Raw genomic sequence first — 18,007 nt, 5'->3', positions numbered from 1 at the left:
ACCAATCTGCAAGATTTATGGACTGAGCGCATTATCGCCTATCAAGTCAAGCCAGTGGTCAGACGATGAGAAATAAAAAAACAAGTCCCAACTATGTCCCGAGACTTGTTTTTGCTTATGATAACTTCTATTTTTCCATTAATTTATTGAATATTTCTCTATCTTCGGAAGTAAAATCGGAAATCCGTTTCTTTTGCTTGTATGTGTTGGTACTTGAATCCAGCTTAATGAAGCTATTTTCACCAACCACATATACGATATTGTTTTTTATCTTATATGACACAATATTATCAACAGTATTTTCCGTTGGATCAGCAAGATGATTATAAAGTATTAAAGGGTCGTCCGGCCCCCCTCTAAAAATTTGAAAAGTCCCGTCACCAAAATATTCTACGGTATCTTTGCCTGATGGGTATTTATACTTCGTATCATCCCCAGAATTCACCAGGAAAATTAGAGTAGTAATTATAACTAGTAGAGAGATCAAGATCAAAATAAAGATATATCTACGCTTCATCTACAATTCACACTCACTTCCAAGCTTTTCTTGTATCAGTTACTGTTACATAAGACGTATACTCATTTAATGTTCCCCATGATTCCATTAAATTTGTTAGGTTTGCTGCAGCCCAACCAAGTTTGTTGTTCCCAGTAAACATTTGTTTAAAATTATACTCAAAATTATATTTATCATAATATATTGTAGTAATTTTCCATTGCCCGTCAACGTAGTTTCCATTTATTTTATAATACATCTTGTGAAAAGCATTATATAAATCTTTATCACTTTCTAATCCCTTAGATTCATTATTCGAAAAACTTTTAGCTTTATTAGCATTAGCTTTTTTGACTTCGTCATTAACTATTGCGATGTGTTCTTTAGATTTTTTAATTTGCTGCGCCTCATATGACCATTCGTTAAAGTGTAAATTTCCTGGGTTGTAATCAAGTGAATGTTGAAGTAAATTGGCTGTGATGTCCCCGTACTTCTTTCGAGCTATAGGAACAGCTACTAATGTAAAAGCTTTACGATCAGGATAATGTAGTACAGTATCTGAAGAATTCTTTACCTTCTCTACGCCTCGCACCCAAGTCTTTTCTAGTTCTACCATAGGATTTTCAAACGGAAAAGTATTACTTCCTGCATACACTAACATATTCTTACTATATGCATCTTCTAGTACTTTTTCCGAGACATCAGACTGTTCCTTTTCTCTTGTTTCCTTAAGTTCTAACTGAGGACTATATTGAATTTTTCCCAATTGATCTTCTTTTTGTTTTAAAACAAGTTCAAACTCAAGAATCTCTTTGCTGGTATCAATCTGTTCTTGATACTCATGTACGTAAGCGTGTGTAAACGTAATATCTCGAATTGTGTTTTCATTTCTAACGATTTGGATATTACATTTTCGATAGTAATCCTCAGTATCAGGTTCATATTCTGTGTTTGCCCATGTGTACAGCATGTTGGAATTATCCGCATTGTCTATAACTGAAGGAAGCGAATGAAGCGGAATTTTGCTTAGAATATGTAGCGAATGAACCAAGTTTGTAGACTTAGCTGAAAGGTTTAGGGAACTATTATTTTTATAAGTAAAGCCAGTGATCTCACCTTTTACAAACTCGATTGGTTCACCACCGGATTTACGTTCTATTCTTAATGAAATGCTCATTGAAATAATCTCCTCTGTTAATTCAATCTAGTTTTGTAGGAAATATTTGTGAAAAAATAATTTCCAAATATTAATATATACGAAAGATATTAAATAGTAAACATATTTTTAACTTGTACTTTTTCAGTTCGAATCGAATTTGAAAATCTAATATAAAAAAGGTGTCCCCCAGCCATTTGCTACAGGCCAGAGAACACCTTTTACTCAACTTTATATCCCTCACCACTTTTGCTCTAACGCTTTGCCCTCGGGTCCAATACATCCCGCAGCCCATCACCCATCAGATTAAAGCCTAATACGGTCAGCATGATAGATATCCCCGGAAAAATAACTGTCCACGGCGCGTTCTGGATATATTGCCGCGAATCGGACAACATTTTACCCCACTCTGGCTCAGGAGGTTGTGCACCCAAGCCTAGAAATCCAAGCGCTGCCGCTTCAATGATAGCCGTTCCGATCCCCAACGTTCCCTGTACGATGATTGGTGTCAGGCTGTTAGGCAAAATATAACGGAGGATGATTCGTGTATTATTGGCTCCAAGCGCTCTAGCAGAAGTGATATACTCCTCTGTTTTGACACTCAGCACCTTAGAGCGAACTAACCTTCCATACGTTGGCACATTGACAATGGCAATGGCGTACAACGCATTTTCCAATGAAGGCCCTAGAATGGCCACAATAGCAATGGCCAGCAAAATCCCCGGAAATGCCAGTAAAATGTCGAATAGCCGCGAAATGATCATATCTGCCCATTTTCCGTAAAATCCTGCGATTAAACCTAAGGCGGTTCCTACAATCATTGAACCAATAACAGACAAGAAACCGACCCACAACGAGATTCTGGCTCCATACAGCGTGCGAGTCAGTAAATCTCGACCGAGATCATCCGTACCGAACCAATGCTCCGCAGAAGGAGGCTGCAAACGGCTCACCAAATTTTGCTCTTTATAGTCAAAAGGAGCAATCCACGGCGCGATCAAAGCAATGATGACAAAGAAGATAATAATGCTCAGGCCGACGAACGCCATTTTATTGTGACGGAATGCCCTCCACGCGTCCCTCCAAGGGCCAGTCACAACAGGCAAATGCGCCAATGTACTGCGTGTCGTCGGTATGTTGTTGGGTTCCATTGAAAATTGTGACATCGGACAAGCTCCCCCTTGAACAATTGACGACTTGATTACTGATAACGGATACGCCGGTCGAGAACCGCGTACAACAAATCGACAATCAGATTAATGATGACGAACAGAAACGCTATGATCAGAATTCCGCTTTGAATAACCGGATAGTCACGCGAGCTGATCGCTTCAAAAATGTACCGCCCGATGCCGGGCCAGGCAAAAATGGTTTCTGTCAGTACCGCGCCTCCCAGTAGTGATCCCGTCTGAAGACCGATGACAGTAAGCACAGGGATCGCAGCATTTTTAAGCGCATGTTTGTACACGACTTGAAAAGATGCCAGCCCCTTCGCCCGAGCCGTACGGATATAGTCCGCATCCATAACCTCCAGCATACTGGAACGGGTAATGCGCGCAATGACCGCCATTGGAATCGTTCCCAGTGCGATACTGGGTAGGATCAAATGCTTGATAACGGTCCACACCTGATCCATACGTCCACCTATGAACGCATCAATCACGGCTAAATGTGTCACAGCTTCCACCGGATCACGGGAATTCATGCGTCCGATGGAAGGAAGCCAATGCAGCTTATTTGCAAAAATCCATTGCTCCATCAAGCCCAGCCAAAAAATCGGCATCGATACTCCGACCAGTGCAATGACCATGCTGACATAGTCAAACCAGGAATTTCGCTTCCAGGCACTCACGATGCCAGCGTTCATTCCAACTACTATGGCAAAAAACATGCTCGCTACTGTCAACTCCAGCGTAGCCGCCAGATAAGGAAGCATTTCCCGGGCAATCGGCTGTCTGGTGCGAATGGAATCACCCAAGTCTCCATGTGCCAGTTCACTCAAATAGGTTCCATATTGCTGAAACCACGGCTTATCCAGTCCCAATTGCTCACGTAGCGCCTGCTTGGACTGTTCCGTAGCTTTATCTCCTAGTATGGTTTCCGCCGGATCACCCGGAATAGCATGAATAATCGAAAATACGATAAGCGTCATGCCTAGTAATACAGGAATCAATATGGCCAGTCTTTTTACAATATATGAGTTCATATCCTATTCACCGCCTGCTTGCGTTTGGGCTATTCAAAATAAATATTTCCGTACGCTTCCATACCTGCCGGAGAAGGTACAAAACCCTTGAGGTTCGCTTTACCTGCCATCAACGGTGTGCTGTGAACCAAGGGAATCCACGGTGCATCCTGTTTAATAATCACTTGTGCTTGTTTATACAGTTCCCCACGCTTGTCCTGATCGACCTCAACCTGCGCCTTCACCAATACTTTATGGAGTTCCTCATTCACATAAAAACTACGGTTATTGCCTGGAATCGTATCCTTGTCCAGCAATGTATAAAGGAAATTATCCGGGTCACCATTGTCCCCGTTCCATCCCAGCATGTACAGATCATCCTTCTCTCCTGCTTTAAGATCATCCAGATACGTAGCCCATTCTGGAGATTGGATGTTGACTTTGACGCCTATTTTTTCAAAATCGGCTTGAATGGCCTCGGCCACCTTTTTGCCGTCAGGCATATAAGGACGAGATACGGGCATTGCATAGAAGGTTAACGGCTCGGGAAGCCCGTTAGGAAAGCCTGCTTCCGCCAGTAAAGATTTAGCCTTATCCAGATCATAGGCGTAGTCCTGAATACTATCGTTGTACCCCCATAACGTAGGTGGCATCGGATTGACCGCAGGCTTAGCCTGCCCTGCAAACAATGCATCAATAATGGCCTGTTTGTTCACTGCGTGATTCAGCGCCTGGCGCACCTTGGGATTATTGAATGTTTTTTTCTTTAAATTAAATCCAATGTACGCCACATTAAAGGAGGGACGTTCAATTTTCACCAATTCGCTATTACCGTCTAGCTGCTTTGCATCATCCGGATTCAAATCCTCCATCAGGTCAATTTCTCCATTTTGCAGAGCATTAAATCGCGCGGTATTGTCGGGTATGGAACGAACAATGATCTTTGCCAACTTCGGCTGGCCCTCTTTCCAATAGTTTGGATTCTTCTCCAGCGTGATGGTATCGTTCCGTTTCCATTCCTTAAATACAAAAGGCCCCGTGCCGACCGGATTACTCTTGAAATCAGCCTTTTTCTCCTGAATTGCCTTGGGACTTGCAATACTAAAGGATGGCATAGCGATATTTTGTAAAAACGGCGCCTGCGGCTTGTTTAGTGTAAACTGGACACTGTTCGCATCTACCGCTTTAATCTCCTTAATCACCCTACTTCCTTCAGGACCGAACATAGAATCATAATAGTCAAACGAGTCACCTTCAAATTTGTATGGACTTTTTGGATCAGCCCAGCGGTCAAAGTTAAACACAACCGCTTCAGCGTTAAAGTCACTTCCATCATGGAATTTTACACCCTGGCGCAGCTTGAACGTATAGACCAGTCCATCCGGTGATACTTCCCAGCTCTCTGCAAGTCCCGGTTGGATCTCCGTTGTGTTTTCCTTATATTCCAGCAGTGTGTCGAACACTTGCATTCCAATTTTTAGCGACTCGCTTTCAGTCACAATGGCAGGATCTAGCGCCACGGAATCTCCGCCGCGTCCATAAATAAGCGTGTCCTGCACGCCCTCTCCTGCTCCGCTTGGTGTTTTCCCTGCCTCTGGCTTTGCTCCTTCACCTGATCCCCCACAACCGGAAAGCGCCAAAACAGCTCCTAGCGCAAGCACCAGCAGAACGGTCCAGATTTTGTGTTTTGCATACTTTTTGCTCATGCAGCAAACCCCTTTCACACCTTATATATTGTTAATTCGTTGATACCGGATGAATGTCAATTCTTGAATTGACATGACAAGCTTGTCCTCAAGCTGTAATCCCAGGTTCCGAGTTCATCAAATAGGTGTAGTAGGACAGAAGTGTTCATAATCTAGTGGTGTAAGAGATGCTGTAGGGTAATAAATAAATGTGATGTGATAAAGAGAAAGAGGAGTATGTCAGGTCGTGGTGAAAGTGTGACATATACTCACAAACAGTGAATATTATGCTCAAACAAAGTTGATTATTGGATACTTTACTATAAAATCTGGAAGACGACAAGGGGGTTTTTCATACATTACGATATGTTTTTATACATCATGTCAATTAATATTACAAACCAACTTACACGATCATACCAAACATATATTCCTGCTGGGGGTCTTTAACCTCCAAGCAGGAGCATGATCTTACCTCAAAAATGTATTCAGCACCAAACCTACATCCTTAATATCCTAATTCCCAGGTATGTTCTGAAATAAACAAACATACAAGAGCTTTTACCGCTTGATTTGGCTGGTAGACATGCTGCATTTCCACCCAATGATTCACACTTTTAAAACGTTCTAGTTCAGCTTATGTAGAAATCATGAAGAACATCACTTTACAATAAGTGCAGGCGGTTGCCTTTGAACCGCCTGTCTATTTACGTTTCAGGCGTATGGATTAGTTTTCATGAAAATAATCCCTTTTTCGCATAAAATTTATAAAAGATCATTTGGTCGTTTTAAACACACCCAGACGGTTCAGTACGACCAGTAAGCGATAAAAATCGTAACTGCTTGGCAGTTTCGCATCCACAATCGGGCTTGCTGGATGAAATGCAACAGCGGCAGCCATTGCTTCCTTCGCCCAGGTCGGTACAGGCATAGTCTGATGCGCCTCCAGCTCAGCTACCCGCTGATCCACTTTTTTAATATAAGCGCTTTGTTCATTCAACGTCTGCTTGAGCACATCTTTGCTGTTTTCAAGAGCGGCGACCTGCTGCTGCAGGGCCTTAAATGCCGCTTTTTCCTCTGCTGTCATTGACTCATCCCCCTCTTCTCCTGCAAATGCTTGGCGTAGCTCGGCCTCTGTTCCGGCGTATACATTCAGGTCAACCGGCCCTTGAATTCCATCAACCCGTCCACTATCGCTGTATTGCCAAAAGTCCCAGTTCTTCCATGCTGTGGTGTCGCCGGGCACCCGTGTACTATAACGTGCAATCCACAGCTTATAACTGCCCAATGGCGCTTTGAAATGGGCAGCAAAAGCATTCCCTGTGTATACCATCGGCTTACAGCCGCTTACCCGTTCAAATTCCGTTACAAATGCCAACGCAACCTCATGAATCGTGGCCGAGCTAAGCCCTCCCGGATTATTTTCGTAATCCATCACCGCTGGCAAGTCCAGCGCTTTCGCCCCACCCACCTGCTCCAACACCTCGGCGAAATGCCTGGCTTCTGCTTTTGCTGCATTTACATCGGTCGCATCTACAAAATGGTACGCTCCCAGTAAGAGCCCGGCTGCCTTGATCCCTTTTGCATTCGTGATAAATGTCGGATCGACGTAACGCTGTCCTTGACTCGCTTTAATAAAGGCAAACGATTTACCATCGGCTCGTACACGCTTCCAATCAATCGTTCCCTGATATCGGGACACGTCAATGCCTTCGGTAGCATTAGGGCTACGACTTTGCATAAGGCGCTCCCTCCCTGTCATTATAATGTTGTAGCACTCTGTCTCTGTTATATATGCTTGGACCATCCATACGGTCTGGGCTTTTCCACTTTTACACCGAAAAAAGGGCAAAAAGGTAGTCAGCCTATTTGGGTGGTGGTCACTGGTGGCACTTTATGAAACTTTATTCTCTTTGTCGGAAGGGTCGGTTGACTTTATTTTTTCTCCACTTGACTTGGACTCAAAAATAGCTACCGCATTCCGTAAAATATCCGGCATCGGCACTCCCATTCTGCCCACATTTTCAATAATGGACAACAGCTCGTTCGCTAAATAAAAGAAAACGACGGCATCCCGGAAGTAATGTGCATCCCCGAGAATACCGTCGATTAGGTGAGCTACCGTAATGAGCAAAAACACGGTAACCTTGCGAAAAATACCGTAATACCCCTGGCGGCTTTTTAGCTCCCCATTAATCCAGGCCGCTGCCCATCCGGTGAAAAAGTCGATCACGACCATCCACCACAGCAACGTCAACATTGTGGTCCACCCCCCGAAAAAATAACCGATCAAGGTCCCCGTGGAAAGCCCCAGCCAAATCTGATCGATCTTTTCATGCATATTTGTTCCCCCTTTTGAACCTAGGTGTAAAGTGAATGCCCTTGGACTGATCCAAGGGCATAAAAACAATGATTTTTATTTTGTTCTCTATACTGTTTTTTTACGGAAAATAGAGGTATACCATTTAACCGTTTCTTCCTGTTCATTTAAAGCATCGGTTGATGACGATCCTTCTACGTTGCCCGCTATTAGATCAGAACGCTTGGATAAAATAATCTTCATTACTTGTTCACGCTGTTCTTCATCTAAAACGTAACTTCCCATGATCGTTGCTATATCGCCCTCACCCCGCTCATAGCGAGTGATGCAAGCATGAGCACAAATACGCATTTGAGCCTCTGATAAAGCGGCCATAACTATAACTTCACCTCTTTTTATAAATTTTTCTATTACGAATAATTGTCAGTACACCTTATTTTCCTGCGTTACCAAGCATGAGCTGGGTCAGTGTCACTTCGAGATCTGCAATACGTTGCTTCAATTGATCTGTCTCACTCGGCTGTTGCTCTGCTTTTTGTGTCAGTTCCTTAATTGCTTCCTCACTCAATCCTTCACTCCAAAATGTCGTGGGGTCTCTGCGCTCTGGGGCCGTGAATGTCTGAGCAGAATATACAGGTTCGTCTCCACGTTCGTTTTCAGGCTTGTTTTGCCATTCACCATGCAGCTTCTGAAACGTTGCATGAGCCTCTTTGCTAAGTTGCTCGTATGCGTTTTGTGCTTCTAACAGTTTTTCTGCGTATACTGCTTCATAGGTCAGCCAACCTTGGATGTCAAAACGAGGATGGTATAGACCAGGTGGTACTGAAATCCCTACTGTATAACCAGCAGGGATGCTTTCTGAACTTGTTACATCTGTGGTACTAGAGCTACTGTCAGCAAGCCGATGGGTGTCTAGTTGTTGGTTTGTATCAGATTCAGATTGCGTAGGCGAAGATAGAGTGTAAAAAGGGACGATACCTGAAAAGGTGTCGTCCACCAGTTCGTCCTCCAGATAGAGGCCTTCTGTATTTACTTTAGGAACTACTTTCATGTTGTGACCTCCTTATTTTTCTGCAAGGAATGACAGCCCATCTAACCAGACGGTCATATAGGTTGTATTCTGCGTCTTTACCTGTCCTGCTGAATCTATCATTATTGTAGCATTGGGGGATTCGACCCCGCTCCCGTTGCTAGATCGCACTCTTATTTCTGTTAGGTTTCCAGGTCTGTATCCTACTGGCAAGGTGAACAGCAACGTTCCTGGTGCTACTACACCGCCTGTTGTGATGCCTCTAATAACGACAAGTTCGTCGTTCATTTTAAGGTACTTTACGGAAGAAGAAGACCACCCATTAAGCAATGTAGGTGTTAACCAAGCAGGATTATCCTTGTCAGCCTTCTTGTTCTCCAGCACCGACACACGCGCCGTGTTCTGCTGAACGCTATCTACCAAATCCGCAAGTAGCGTTTTTTCGTTGGCTGCATATGAGCCTATAAACGGCACGACTGGCGAACGGTCAAGCATAAGGTACGTAGCGGTGTATGTTGCCGCTTGGTCGTAGTTGCTTGTGTATATTATAGCCATCTGTTTACCATAAGCCGACGCAAAACTGATAAGACTGAACCTATTATCAACGACATTTCCACGGTATACAGCCAGTATCTTTTCTGTCATTTTAGACAGATTCGAACCCGGTAAGGCAGCATTATTTATTTGGTAGTTGCCGTTACTCTCAAATACCGGATTAGCCCGTTCACGCAACACAATCCCTGTGCCTACTTCAACCTGATTGTCTCCCTCAGTAAAGGAAAGTTGACCCTCTGATATGATAGGCTCCACGGTAGGCGTTGCAAGTTGATATACAAGTTGATACGGCGTATACCCTGCATAGGATTGTTGCGGTACGGATTGGGTAAAGTTAGGTGCGCCTACACGCTGAACCCAATACTTAGTGCCTGTACCGTTCCACGTTGCCGTGGTCATGGTTTGAGCATTCGCAGGAGTGATGGTGTTAGCATCGTACGCCTTGTACCCGTAAAAGTATGCTTTGATGTCATTCTGGTCCGGGCCGTAGCTGTCTGCCCATCCACTATCGGCAAGTGGGATGCCTAGGTAAATTTCTCCGGCTGCTGTGACTGCGTTTGAATCGGGTGTATTGCCCGTACTGCCTTGTGGCAATATCTTACCGTCGAACTTTGTACCAATGCCGCTACCCGCTACCGCTCCAGCCGACAGCCCCGACACTTTAACCTGTCTATTCCCGTTAGTAGCGCCGCCTTCGCCTTGTACCCATGCTAAACTCCCGTCTAACGTAACCCCATGCCACTTCTTGGACTTGAAGTATTGACCATCACGTTCAAACACTGTATCCGCATTAGCCCCCGTAACTGGGTCGGCGTACAGGTCTGTTTGCAACGCTAACATTGAGTCTTCGCGTGGTTTGAATGGTTTGGCTGCGCTGCCGATGTTGATAGAAACATCACGGAATACCGCCGTACCTGTTGCGGCAATATCAAGACCTACAATCACCTGTAAATATGACGTGTTGGCTGGCGTTGTGAAACTCTTAACCATTGTTTTTGTTCCGTTGGATGTGGCAAACGGACCAGTTGTGAAGTCCGCTAACACTTCCCCATTCTTTCCCATGGCTTGTAAGTTCCAGTATGCCCCTGATCCAATAGTACCGCCTATGTTAGACACATCAACCGTGACCGATAATGTATAGTCTGTTGCTGGTACCGCATTGACTTTATACCCCAGTGTATTAAAGCCAGACAGCCCCGTCGATTTATCTAGCCGCACCTGATTAGGACCTATAGTTGTTGCCGTTCCCGCCTGCGCAACGGTGGACCATTCATAAAAGCTCGGCAATAGGTTTTCCCCGTACCGTATCGCATATGGATTACGAACGGGCATTAAACTGTCAACATAGGGCCATTTGGCTGCTGCTTGTGCTGGCGTATAACTTGCAGCTGCTGTGTAGTCTGCCTCGCTGATCTCGTATACGCGCACACTGTCCATATTAAACGTATTGCCGCTTGCACCCGTGCCTGTGACTGTAACAATGTGAAAATAGTCCTTCGTCGTGAACCGTACAACAGACGGAGCAAAAACAGAGGCAGAAGTTACCTCGTTACCCACAGCACCAGCAATACCATTTATTGATATCGCCACCTTGCTGGTATTACCACTTTTCACGTCCGCTATTGCGATATATTTTCGTCCAGGTGTGGTCAAAAAACTTGCAGACGCAGTTGCAGACGCACTACCCAGCGTAATTTTAAATGAACTGCTGCCGTTGGTTTTGCTGTTAGAGTCTATTGCAATAGCTACGTTTGAGGACCATTCGCTCACTGTCTCGCAGCTACCCATCCGTCCCAACAAATTCACCAACGTACGCCCGCTCAGCCCCGTCAGCGAAAATGGCGCAGCCTTTTCCGTATGAACCATCTGCACCCCGGGTTCGAGAGTTACCGTCTTACGCTCTGTCGTATCCAAACGCTTCTTGATCGCATTCACACCATCATTCACGTCACCAGCAAATTCATCAACAGCCCGCCAGTTTTGGTCCAAATACTTCTCCAAATCAAAATACGTGGTTTTGGGCGATGTGCGGTCAATTTGATTTAAACCAAGATTCGGTGTTTTTTCACTTGCCATGTTATGCGCCACCTCCTAAATATCTATCCTGTGTTGTATGTTCATTTTCATAGAGGGTCATAGACTCCACTTCGGCAATGGTCAGGTAGCGTAGTTTGTACTCCACTGCCATGTGGGCGGGCTTGATCTCCTCGATGGCTGCTTTAAGATCATCTACGTTGGGTGGAATCCCGATGGTATCTATAAATTTGACCGTAAATCCCCATTCGGCAGGGTGAAAAATAACATCTACCGTACCTCCGTCATACGCCTCTGCTACATTTTTGACAAGCCGACCGGAAAAAGTTCCTGCCCCTCGCAGCTTCGACTCCACCACCGCACGCCGTTGGTCCAATGGCTTCGCCAGATCGGTTTCAATCCCCAACTCCATTTCCCAGCGTTCCAACCCCCATGTGGCGGTACGTACAAAAAACTGTCCCACCGTTGCATCCATTGCAAGATACAAGGCGTCCAATTCGCTTCCTTTAGCATCCATATCGGAACGCATCACGCGTGAGGTTTCGTAATAGGAAGGCAAATAGGAAAGCAGCTCACGTCCTCGCTCGCTGCTCATTTGGCCCACTGTATCTTCCGCTATCGTTACTCGATTAACCAAAGTGCCACTACGGTTTGCATGTTTTCCCTGGTCTGGGTTATTCAATAAATCGCCAAAACTGTTCGTTCCATTGTTACTCACTGACGCTCACCGTCCCCAGCACGGCTACCTGGCCTGAGCCAATCTCAATATTCTGATTGCTCTGTCCATTGATTTTCAGTTCAGAGAAATCAATAATAATCGGAATATCGAGCAAAACAGCAGAAATCCGGGTATACCGTACCAACGGGTCTTCCTTGTAAAAGGCAAGCTGCTTCAAATACGTCCGCACACCGCTCTCGATGAGCTTTTTGATTTCATCCAGTGTGGACGGCTTCTCTTTGGTACGCTGTACCTTGACTGAGATGTTAATCTCCACTTCTGCTGCTGGCATGATCGTCACCACAGGGCCCGCTGGCGCCAGTCCTTCTCCTTGTCCATCCTGCGTCGGATCGATGTACTTCTGCACCGCAGCGACGATATCTGGGCTGGCTGCGCGTTTATCCGTATCCAGCACATATAACCCCACTGTTCCCGGTCCTTTCCAGAGCGGAACTACTTCCACGCCACCCACTCCAGCAATCTCATTCGCCCACTGAGTATACTGCGCCTTGTTGCCGCTTGTGCCCTGGTTCCGCACCTTGGCATAAAAACGCTCCAGCAATAGCTGGTCGCTCTCAACGTCTGTACCGCTTTTGGTTTCCTCCGTATTGATCACAGAGGCAACCCCGCTAATCGGAGTGGCCATCACCTGGATGACGCCCGCAGGTACATTACCGCTGCGCCCGGGGTTGACCGCCCGAATAGCCGCTTCCCCGGCACCTTGTTCATCCAGCGTGACCGAAGCCGTGGTCGCATACTCAATAGAAGCTTCCCCGGATACATCATCTGCCGGGGTCGCCACCAAGGTTCCCGCCGGGACAGTCGTTCCCGCTGTGCCCGTGAACGTAACCATACCTGAGGCCGCAACCGCTTCTCGCCGTGTCACCCCATGCTCTGCTGTCCGCAAATCCAGCTCCGGCGAACGAAAATCCGGGTTGTCGCTGGCTGCTGTGCTGGCAAAGCCCCGACGCAGCAGCTCCTGCGCCCAGATCGCCGCTTCCGAGAGCATGAATGCCACCGGCGCCTGCGCATCCCAAATAAAAGAGCCCTCGGACTTATCAATATCCGAAGGCACTTTTTCCAGCATTCGATTTAAAATTTCCTCTTCCGTCTGGTCTACCAAATATTCCGGCAAGTCTGCCATTAGATCACCACACTTTCCACAATTTCCGTTTCATCCCGCACGTTCGTAATCTGGCAGCTAAAATGGCACGCCTCGCCTTCCCAGCGAAACGTGAACTGATCCACACTAGCCGTACGTGCATCTGCTAGTAGCGCCTCTGTGACCATGCGTTTAATTTCACTTTCCTGCACACCGTGCCCATAGCTGCTGCCAATGAGCTCCTCCAGCTCACTCCCATAGTCAGGTGAATAGATCACATGCCGGTAGCGAGGAGTGCGAATCGCTTTTTCACACCACTGTACCCACGCTTCTTTCTCCCCTGTAGTCACGATTTTACGACTAGGGCTCATAACAAACTCGCCGGCTTCAAAATCAAACCTCCAGCTTCGCCCAAATACTGCACGGTTATCCTCCAGTATATCCGGGTCGGTCATATCCCTGTCTGTCCAGATCATATCATCTGTTTCGGGAAATAAATTAGCCACGTCCACTCACCACCTTGCACACGACCACCACATCATTGCCGCTATTCACCCGAACCGCCAGTACACGATCTCCAGGCTTGAGTCCTTCGTTCAAACTGAGATTCACATCCTCCAGCTCGTCTTCCCCGATATAAAAGGAAGTTTTCAGCTCTTTACCTTCCCAATTTTCTGATTCCACTGCGGTTGAGGTACCTTTGTACATATGGCGTGGTACAGATAGCAGTCCCGGCAGCTCCGCGACCAGATAATCCTGAAGCTCATGTTTAAAATCGTCCAGCTTGAGTCCCGTGGAGGTGATCGTGCCTAGTACCGCGCCCACTCCACTCAGCGCTTGCTTGGTGTGCTTATGAAATGAAGATTGCAGCGCAGTAGCCAAATGCCCGTAGGGGTCCTTATTCAAGGTAAAACCTCCTTTTTACATCGTCATACGTTCCGAGCTCCAGCGACATACTGCCGGGGTTGCCCAATTCCCTGCTCACTGAAATGACCAGTAGCTTTATGGAACCTAGCATCACTGCGTCTCCTGCTCGAATCGTGTTCATATCTGGTGCATTTACCGATATCGTTTGCTGTATGCCTCTCAGCTTACTTTTAGCCAGCTCACGGGCTGCTGCACCGGACTTGACCTCGTCATCCTGCACGATCACCTGAAGTGTCCCATATTTGGCAATGTCCTTTTCCTCAAGCGCCATCACCTTGGAAGGAACCTCATTACCTGTTTCACTAGCCGCCGTAGCCAGCACTTTCACCCTCGTAGCTGCACCTTCCAGCGTGCGGGACTGTGTCGTATCAGTCACTCTCTCCAAAACATACACGTCTTTGTTCGTTCCTAGCTCGTACAGATCCAACCCGGAAGAAATCATCCGCGGATGATACAGCTTTCCCCCCGCCTTTGCCGTTTCGCGCAGATCTCCCAGCATCATAGAATAGATGGACTGTGTGCGGTATACGGCGCGTCCCAGCGTTTTTTTCGTATCTGGCAATGAAGCGATTTTCAACTTCCAGTCCCTAGCATACTTCTGAAAACGCTGAGTAGCCGTCTGCTTGGCAGGGAGTAAATATTCATCCTCTGACTTGTCCAAATACACTGTACGGTCATACAACGTCAGCGTCATGCGTTTAAGCCCGTTGTTAGATGTTTCTACTTCCCAAATCACGGCAGGGGACAACAAGGGAACATAATCTTTTTTACCATAAGGAATCCCGCTAACCCGAATGGACATCCCAGGGGAAATAGCGGGCATATCCGACGTAACGACTAGATTGACGGTTCCCTGATAGGCGATTTGTTCCAGCGAGTCCCTCAAATTAATGTTCTCCACAAGCGGCGACAAATCATATTTATCCTGTAAAATGACTTTATAGCTCATGACAACACCAGCTTTTGCCCCGGTTTAATTGCATTCGGATTTTGCCCAATAACCTTTTTGTTAAGCTGATAAATACGACTCCATTGCGAGCTATCCCCCAATTCGAGCTTGGCAATTTTGGACAAGGAATCCCCGAACTTAACCGTATATATTTTTTTCTTTTCTTTCATATCTGTGCGGGGCTTTTTGTTAACCGTAGCCGCCTTACTTCCTGTGCCACCAGCTTTTTTGGCAACTTTCATATCACTCCAGGTCCGCAGTGACAGATCAAAATTCACATCTCCATACTCGCCGCCGCGAAAGATCGAATTATGAGATGCCACAATTACTGGCACATTCACGGCTGTCTCCGTAATAATAAAACGTAGCGGGTTCTTAGATAACAAAAAGCCATTCAACGTGTTCATGGCCTCCTGCGGATCAGGAATATCTTTGTATGTGCAATACGCTGGATTGTATTCTTTCGGAAAAAAAGAAGAGAAGGAAATTTCCTTCACCTTCTCCCCTTGCGGGAAGTCAAACTCCCCATAGGATAAAATCGTCGTTGTATCAAACCCTTTTTGCCGTGAGATCGTCACTTCCTCAGGATTTACCGGAAACTGAAACTTTTTTCCTTTACCATCCGTCAAACTAAATTCCATCTCTTTCCTCCCTCCCCATTACTCCCATCTACTGTATTACTTAGCTACAGCGCCTACAGGCTTGGTGTTCTGCGTTGCACGCAGAATTTCAGCTTTGAGACGGTGGCCAATTTGCATAATAAGCCCATCCACATCCAGCTTGTTCTCATGTACAGTGACCTGTACAGCCCCCGCAGGAAGATTGAATTGGTTGGTGGTTTCCGTTTTAAAATCCTTCAAAAAGCCAGACAGTGTTCCCATTTGTTCAGGACTGATCTGTACTACTTGAGGTGTCGGATTACCATTACCTTTGCCTTTAGCTTTGGCTCCATTATTCGCATGAGCCGCAGTATTCAGTAGTGGGTTGGGATTGACTCCCTGGTTAGCTATAGCCATCGGTCCATAAGGATTAGGGACACCTTTTGCACCTGGTTGCTGAGGTCCATACATCACTTGAGAGCCGGGTGGTAACCCCGGAAATGGTGGCATAGGTGTTAACGGTTTGGTAGCCACAGCTACAGCAGGTTGAGGTGGTATAGCAGGTTTAGGTACTTCAGGCGGCTTAGCTGGGGCTTTCTTAGGTTCATCTTTTTTACCAAAAGAGAAGAAGTTAGAGATGCTATCACCAAAGGCTTCGCTCTTCTCAGAAAGCCATCCGGTTACTTTGGATGCCTTTTCCTTTATTTCAGAGCCATGGTCTGAAATCCAACCGCCCACTTTGCCCCCTAAAAAGTCACCTGCTAAACCGCCCACATATGAGCCAACAGCAGTGCCGACACCTGGAAGCAAAAATGTTCCAATTGCTCCGCCTACCGTACTCCCAACCGCCCCACCTACGGTGGAACCAATCGCTTGTGCGCGTTCCTTGCCCGGAGCTGCTGTAGCTATGCTTGCTGCATCTGCCAGAACCCCCAAAGGCCCACTAATGAACTTTTTGCTTACGCCCAGGCCCTTACTCACTTTTTCAACTAATCCGCTATCGCTCACCATATCTAGGACAGAAGAAGCATCTATATCTGTTCCACCCGTTAGCAAGTCGCCTGCAAAGCTAAGAATACCACCCGACTTGGAAGAGCGGCGATTACCAGGATTTCTCGGATGATTTCTTGGGCTTGGAACCCTTCGGGCAGGGTTAATCCGAGGATTGGATTCTGCTGAACCTCCAGCGTTTTGTCGTCCGCTTCTGTTTCCTTGTATCGAGTTCCGATCTCTAATATTAATTCTTGCTATCTCTCCGGCTCTTGAATTAAAATCTCTTTGACTACTCGAAGACCGACGACTACCGCCTCTATTACCAGATCTTCTACCCCCTGAACGTTTGTTCCTTCTTCCCGGGCTACTTGCGCCGCCACCGCCAAACCCGCCAGTAGATTTATCTGAGGTAACTTGAATTAATTTCTGAATTAACTCTTTAATCTCCGAAAGGTCTTTATTGCCTGAAGCGCCTTCAGCATTTCCTTCTGCAGCATCTTCTTTCTTATCTGGAAAAAAGAATTTTTTAAGTACTCCTTTTGCTCCGCCTTCCTTCCACGTTTGTCTGGTTTCCATAAAAGCGGCGGGCATCTTTTTAAACGTTTGAAGACTTAAATCTTCACCTGTAACCCCTTTGTACACTTCCTGGACAACCTTAGCAGGTTCATTATACTTTTGCAGTGCCTCAGCCCAAGCAGGAAGTTTACTTTCCTCTTCTGCTTTAGGTTTTGTACTATTTAGTATGTTTGAACCAGTGTTGCCTCTAACTGCCTTCGTGTTGTTCTCCAACGCTGTTATAAGACCACTAATGCCGTCGATGGACACACTACTGCTACTGCTTACCTTCAAATTCACACTGCCCGAGGCATTAATAATCTGGGATTTAACCCGGTTAATCTTGTTTAACAGATTATCCAAGCCTTTGGAAGCCATATCGTTCAGCACAATTTCCGGGGCCATGCGAGTGCGGCCGATTTTCAACACACGTCCTTGAATCCGCTCAAAATAACGTTCCATTGCGCGCAATTCTCTGTTCGCCTTAATGACGTTTTTAGGATCAATCACAAGGTTCATGCGGTAATTTAATGCTTCTGCCATCTATCATGTTCACCTCCTTGTTTATGCTTTTGAAGCTGCTATGCTATCCATTTCCTGTTCGGCAAACGCCAGCAGCAGCATACGCTCACCGCGGGGAAGCCGCCAAAAGTCTCCGGGGCGGAGGTGGTGCCGGACCCACAAGTGGTACAGCATCGTCGTC

At 46.2% G+C, this 18,007-nt stretch carries 18 protein-coding genes; all 18 read right to left on the bottom strand.

From position 1 onward, the window contains the following. Positions 1–127: 127 nt before the first annotated feature. The 18 genes from MKY98_RS06170 to MKY98_RS06085 all read right to left on the bottom strand — a co-directional run bounded on the left by MKY98_RS06170 (position 128) and on the right by MKY98_RS06085 (position 18,000). Positions 128–517, bottom strand: coding sequence for a hypothetical protein (locus MKY98_RS06170; RefSeq protein ID WP_185156333.1), 390 nt, complete (start codon positions 515–517; stop codon positions 128–130). Positions 518–530: 13 nt separating this feature from the next. Beyond that, entirely contained in the window at positions 531–1,673 is a 1,143-nt protein-coding gene (locus tag MKY98_RS06165) for a hypothetical protein (protein WP_165144627.1), read from the bottom strand. A 233-nt stretch (positions 1,674–1,906) separates the two neighbouring features. Continuing rightward, entirely contained in the window at positions 1,907–2,818 is a 912-nt protein-coding gene (gene nikC / locus MKY98_RS06160) for a nickel transporter permease (protein ID WP_029516175.1), read from the bottom strand. A 35-nt stretch (positions 2,819–2,853) separates the two neighbouring features. Next, a complete protein-coding gene (locus MKY98_RS06155; protein ID WP_029516174.1) occupies positions 2,854–3,858 on the bottom strand; it encodes an ABC transporter permease in 1,005 nt (334 codons plus the stop codon). Positions 3,859–3,887: 29 nt separating this feature from the next. Then, positions 3,888–5,543: an ABC transporter substrate-binding protein gene (locus MKY98_RS06150; RefSeq protein ID WP_069011561.1), complete on the bottom strand. Its 1,656-nt coding sequence runs from the start codon at positions 5,541–5,543 to the stop codon at positions 3,888–3,890. Between the two features lie 754 nt (positions 5,544–6,297). Continuing rightward, a complete protein-coding gene (locus MKY98_RS06145; RefSeq protein WP_069011560.1) occupies positions 6,298–7,263 on the bottom strand; it encodes a glycoside hydrolase family 25 protein in 966 nt (321 codons plus the stop codon). A gap of 153 nt (positions 7,264–7,416) precedes the next feature. Next, complete coding sequence (locus MKY98_RS06140) at positions 7,417–7,863, bottom strand: phage holin family protein (protein ID WP_039269501.1); 447 nt, start codon at positions 7,861–7,863, stop codon at positions 7,417–7,419. Between the two features lie 87 nt (positions 7,864–7,950). Then, positions 7,951–8,217, bottom strand: a complete 267-nt coding sequence (locus MKY98_RS06135; protein ID WP_069011559.1) for a hypothetical protein — start codon at positions 8,215–8,217, stop codon at positions 7,951–7,953. 58 nt (positions 8,218–8,275) lie between these two features. Further along, positions 8,276–8,893, bottom strand: a complete 618-nt coding sequence (locus MKY98_RS06130) for a hypothetical protein (RefSeq protein ID WP_069011558.1) — start codon at positions 8,891–8,893, stop codon at positions 8,276–8,278. Positions 8,894–8,905: 12 nt separating this feature from the next. Beyond that, positions 8,906–11,503 (bottom strand): hypothetical protein, encoded by a 2,598-nt coding sequence (locus MKY98_RS06125; RefSeq protein ID WP_069011557.1) that lies wholly within the window; start codon positions 11,501–11,503, stop codon positions 8,906–8,908. Position 11,504: 1 nt separating this feature from the next. Beyond that, positions 11,505–12,179, bottom strand: a complete 675-nt coding sequence (locus MKY98_RS06120; protein ID WP_069011556.1) for a YmfQ family protein — start codon at positions 12,177–12,179, stop codon at positions 11,505–11,507. Then, complete coding sequence (locus MKY98_RS06115) at positions 12,172–13,323, bottom strand: baseplate J/gp47 family protein (RefSeq protein WP_069011555.1); 1,152 nt, start codon at positions 13,321–13,323, stop codon at positions 12,172–12,174. The genes MKY98_RS06120 and MKY98_RS06115 overlap by 8 nt, the downstream gene beginning before the upstream one ends. Further along, on the bottom strand, positions 13,323–13,787 hold the full coding sequence (locus tag MKY98_RS06110) for a DUF2634 domain-containing protein (protein WP_039269491.1): 465 nt from the start codon (positions 13,785–13,787) through the stop codon (positions 13,323–13,325). Before MKY98_RS06110 ends, MKY98_RS06115 begins: the two co-directional genes overlap by 1 nt. After that, positions 13,780–14,187, bottom strand: coding sequence for a hypothetical protein (locus tag MKY98_RS06105; RefSeq protein ID WP_014280222.1), 408 nt, complete (start codon positions 14,185–14,187; stop codon positions 13,780–13,782). Before MKY98_RS06105 ends, MKY98_RS06110 begins: the two co-directional genes overlap by 8 nt. Then, positions 14,180–15,157 (bottom strand): XkdQ/YqbQ family protein, encoded by a 978-nt coding sequence (locus MKY98_RS06100; RefSeq protein WP_069011554.1) that lies wholly within the window; start codon positions 15,155–15,157, stop codon positions 14,180–14,182. Before MKY98_RS06100 ends, MKY98_RS06105 begins: the two co-directional genes overlap by 8 nt. Beyond that, on the bottom strand, positions 15,154–15,798 hold the full coding sequence (locus MKY98_RS06095; RefSeq protein WP_069011553.1) for a LysM peptidoglycan-binding domain-containing protein: 645 nt from the start codon (positions 15,796–15,798) through the stop codon (positions 15,154–15,156). The genes MKY98_RS06100 and MKY98_RS06095 overlap by 4 nt, the downstream gene beginning before the upstream one ends. 36 nt (positions 15,799–15,834) lie before the next feature. Next, entirely contained in the window at positions 15,835–17,847 is a 2,013-nt protein-coding gene (locus tag MKY98_RS06090; RefSeq protein WP_069011552.1) for a hypothetical protein, read from the bottom strand. Positions 17,848–17,868: 21 nt separating this feature from the next. Beyond that, positions 17,869–18,000 (bottom strand): hypothetical protein, encoded by a 132-nt coding sequence (locus MKY98_RS06085; protein ID WP_019686368.1) that lies wholly within the window; start codon positions 17,998–18,000, stop codon positions 17,869–17,871. Between the last annotated feature and the right edge of the window lie 7 nt (positions 18,001–18,007).

The sequence above is a fragment of the Paenibacillus sp. FSL M8-0228 genome (genome assembly GCF_038007385.1).
In the GTDB taxonomy this organism is placed as follows: domain Bacteria; phylum Bacillota; class Bacilli; order Paenibacillales; family Paenibacillaceae; genus Paenibacillus; species Paenibacillus polymyxa_D.
Note: the sequence above shows the minus strand (reverse complement) of the source record. Positions and strands in the feature narration are given on the sequence as shown.

Excerpts from the sequence above, each read along its gene's own strand:
- MKY98_RS06140 (WP_039269501.1), bottom strand. The coding sequence starts at position 7,863 with ATGCATGAAAAGATCGATCAGATTTGGCTGGGGCTTTCCACGGGGACC.
- MKY98_RS06095 (WP_069011553.1), bottom strand. The coding sequence starts at position 15,798 with ATGGAATTTAGTTTGACGGATGGTAAAGGAAAAAAGTTTCAGTTTCCG.
- MKY98_RS06145 (WP_069011560.1), bottom strand. The coding sequence starts at position 7,263 with ATGCAAAGTCGTAGCCCTAATGCTACCGAAGGCATTGACGTGTCCCGA.
- MKY98_RS06170 (WP_185156333.1), bottom strand. The coding sequence starts at position 517 with ATGAAGCGTAGATATATCTTTATTTTGATCTTGATCTCTCTACTAGTT.
- MKY98_RS06125 (WP_069011557.1), bottom strand. The coding sequence starts at position 11,503 with ATGGCAAGTGAAAAAACACCGAATCTTGGTTTAAATCAAATTGACCGC.
- MKY98_RS06115 (WP_069011555.1), bottom strand. The coding sequence starts at position 13,323 with ATGGCAGACTTGCCGGAATATTTGGTAGACCAGACGGAAGAGGAAATT.
- MKY98_RS06085 (WP_019686368.1), bottom strand. The coding sequence starts at position 18,000 with ATGCTGTACCACTTGTGGGTCCGGCACCACCTCCGCCCCGGAGACTTT.
- MKY98_RS06150 (WP_069011561.1), bottom strand. The coding sequence starts at position 5,543 with ATGAGCAAAAAGTATGCAAAACACAAAATCTGGACCGTTCTGCTGGTG.
- MKY98_RS06155 (WP_029516174.1), bottom strand. The coding sequence starts at position 3,858 with ATGAACTCATATATTGTAAAAAGACTGGCCATATTGATTCCTGTATTA.
- MKY98_RS06100 (WP_069011554.1), bottom strand. The coding sequence starts at position 15,157 with ATGAGCTATAAAGTCATTTTACAGGATAAATATGATTTGTCGCCGCTT.
- MKY98_RS06135 (WP_069011559.1), bottom strand. The coding sequence starts at position 8,217 with ATGGCCGCTTTATCAGAGGCTCAAATGCGTATTTGTGCTCATGCTTGC.
- MKY98_RS06165 (WP_165144627.1), bottom strand. The coding sequence starts at position 1,673 with ATGAGCATTTCATTAAGAATAGAACGTAAATCCGGTGGTGAACCAATC.
- nikC (WP_029516175.1), bottom strand. The coding sequence starts at position 2,818 with ATGTCACAATTTTCAATGGAACCCAACAACATACCGACGACACGCAGT.
- MKY98_RS06090 (WP_069011552.1), bottom strand. The coding sequence starts at position 17,847 with ATGGCAGAAGCATTAAATTACCGCATGAACCTTGTGATTGATCCTAAA.
- MKY98_RS06130 (WP_069011558.1), bottom strand. The coding sequence starts at position 8,893 with ATGAAAGTAGTTCCTAAAGTAAATACAGAAGGCCTCTATCTGGAGGAC.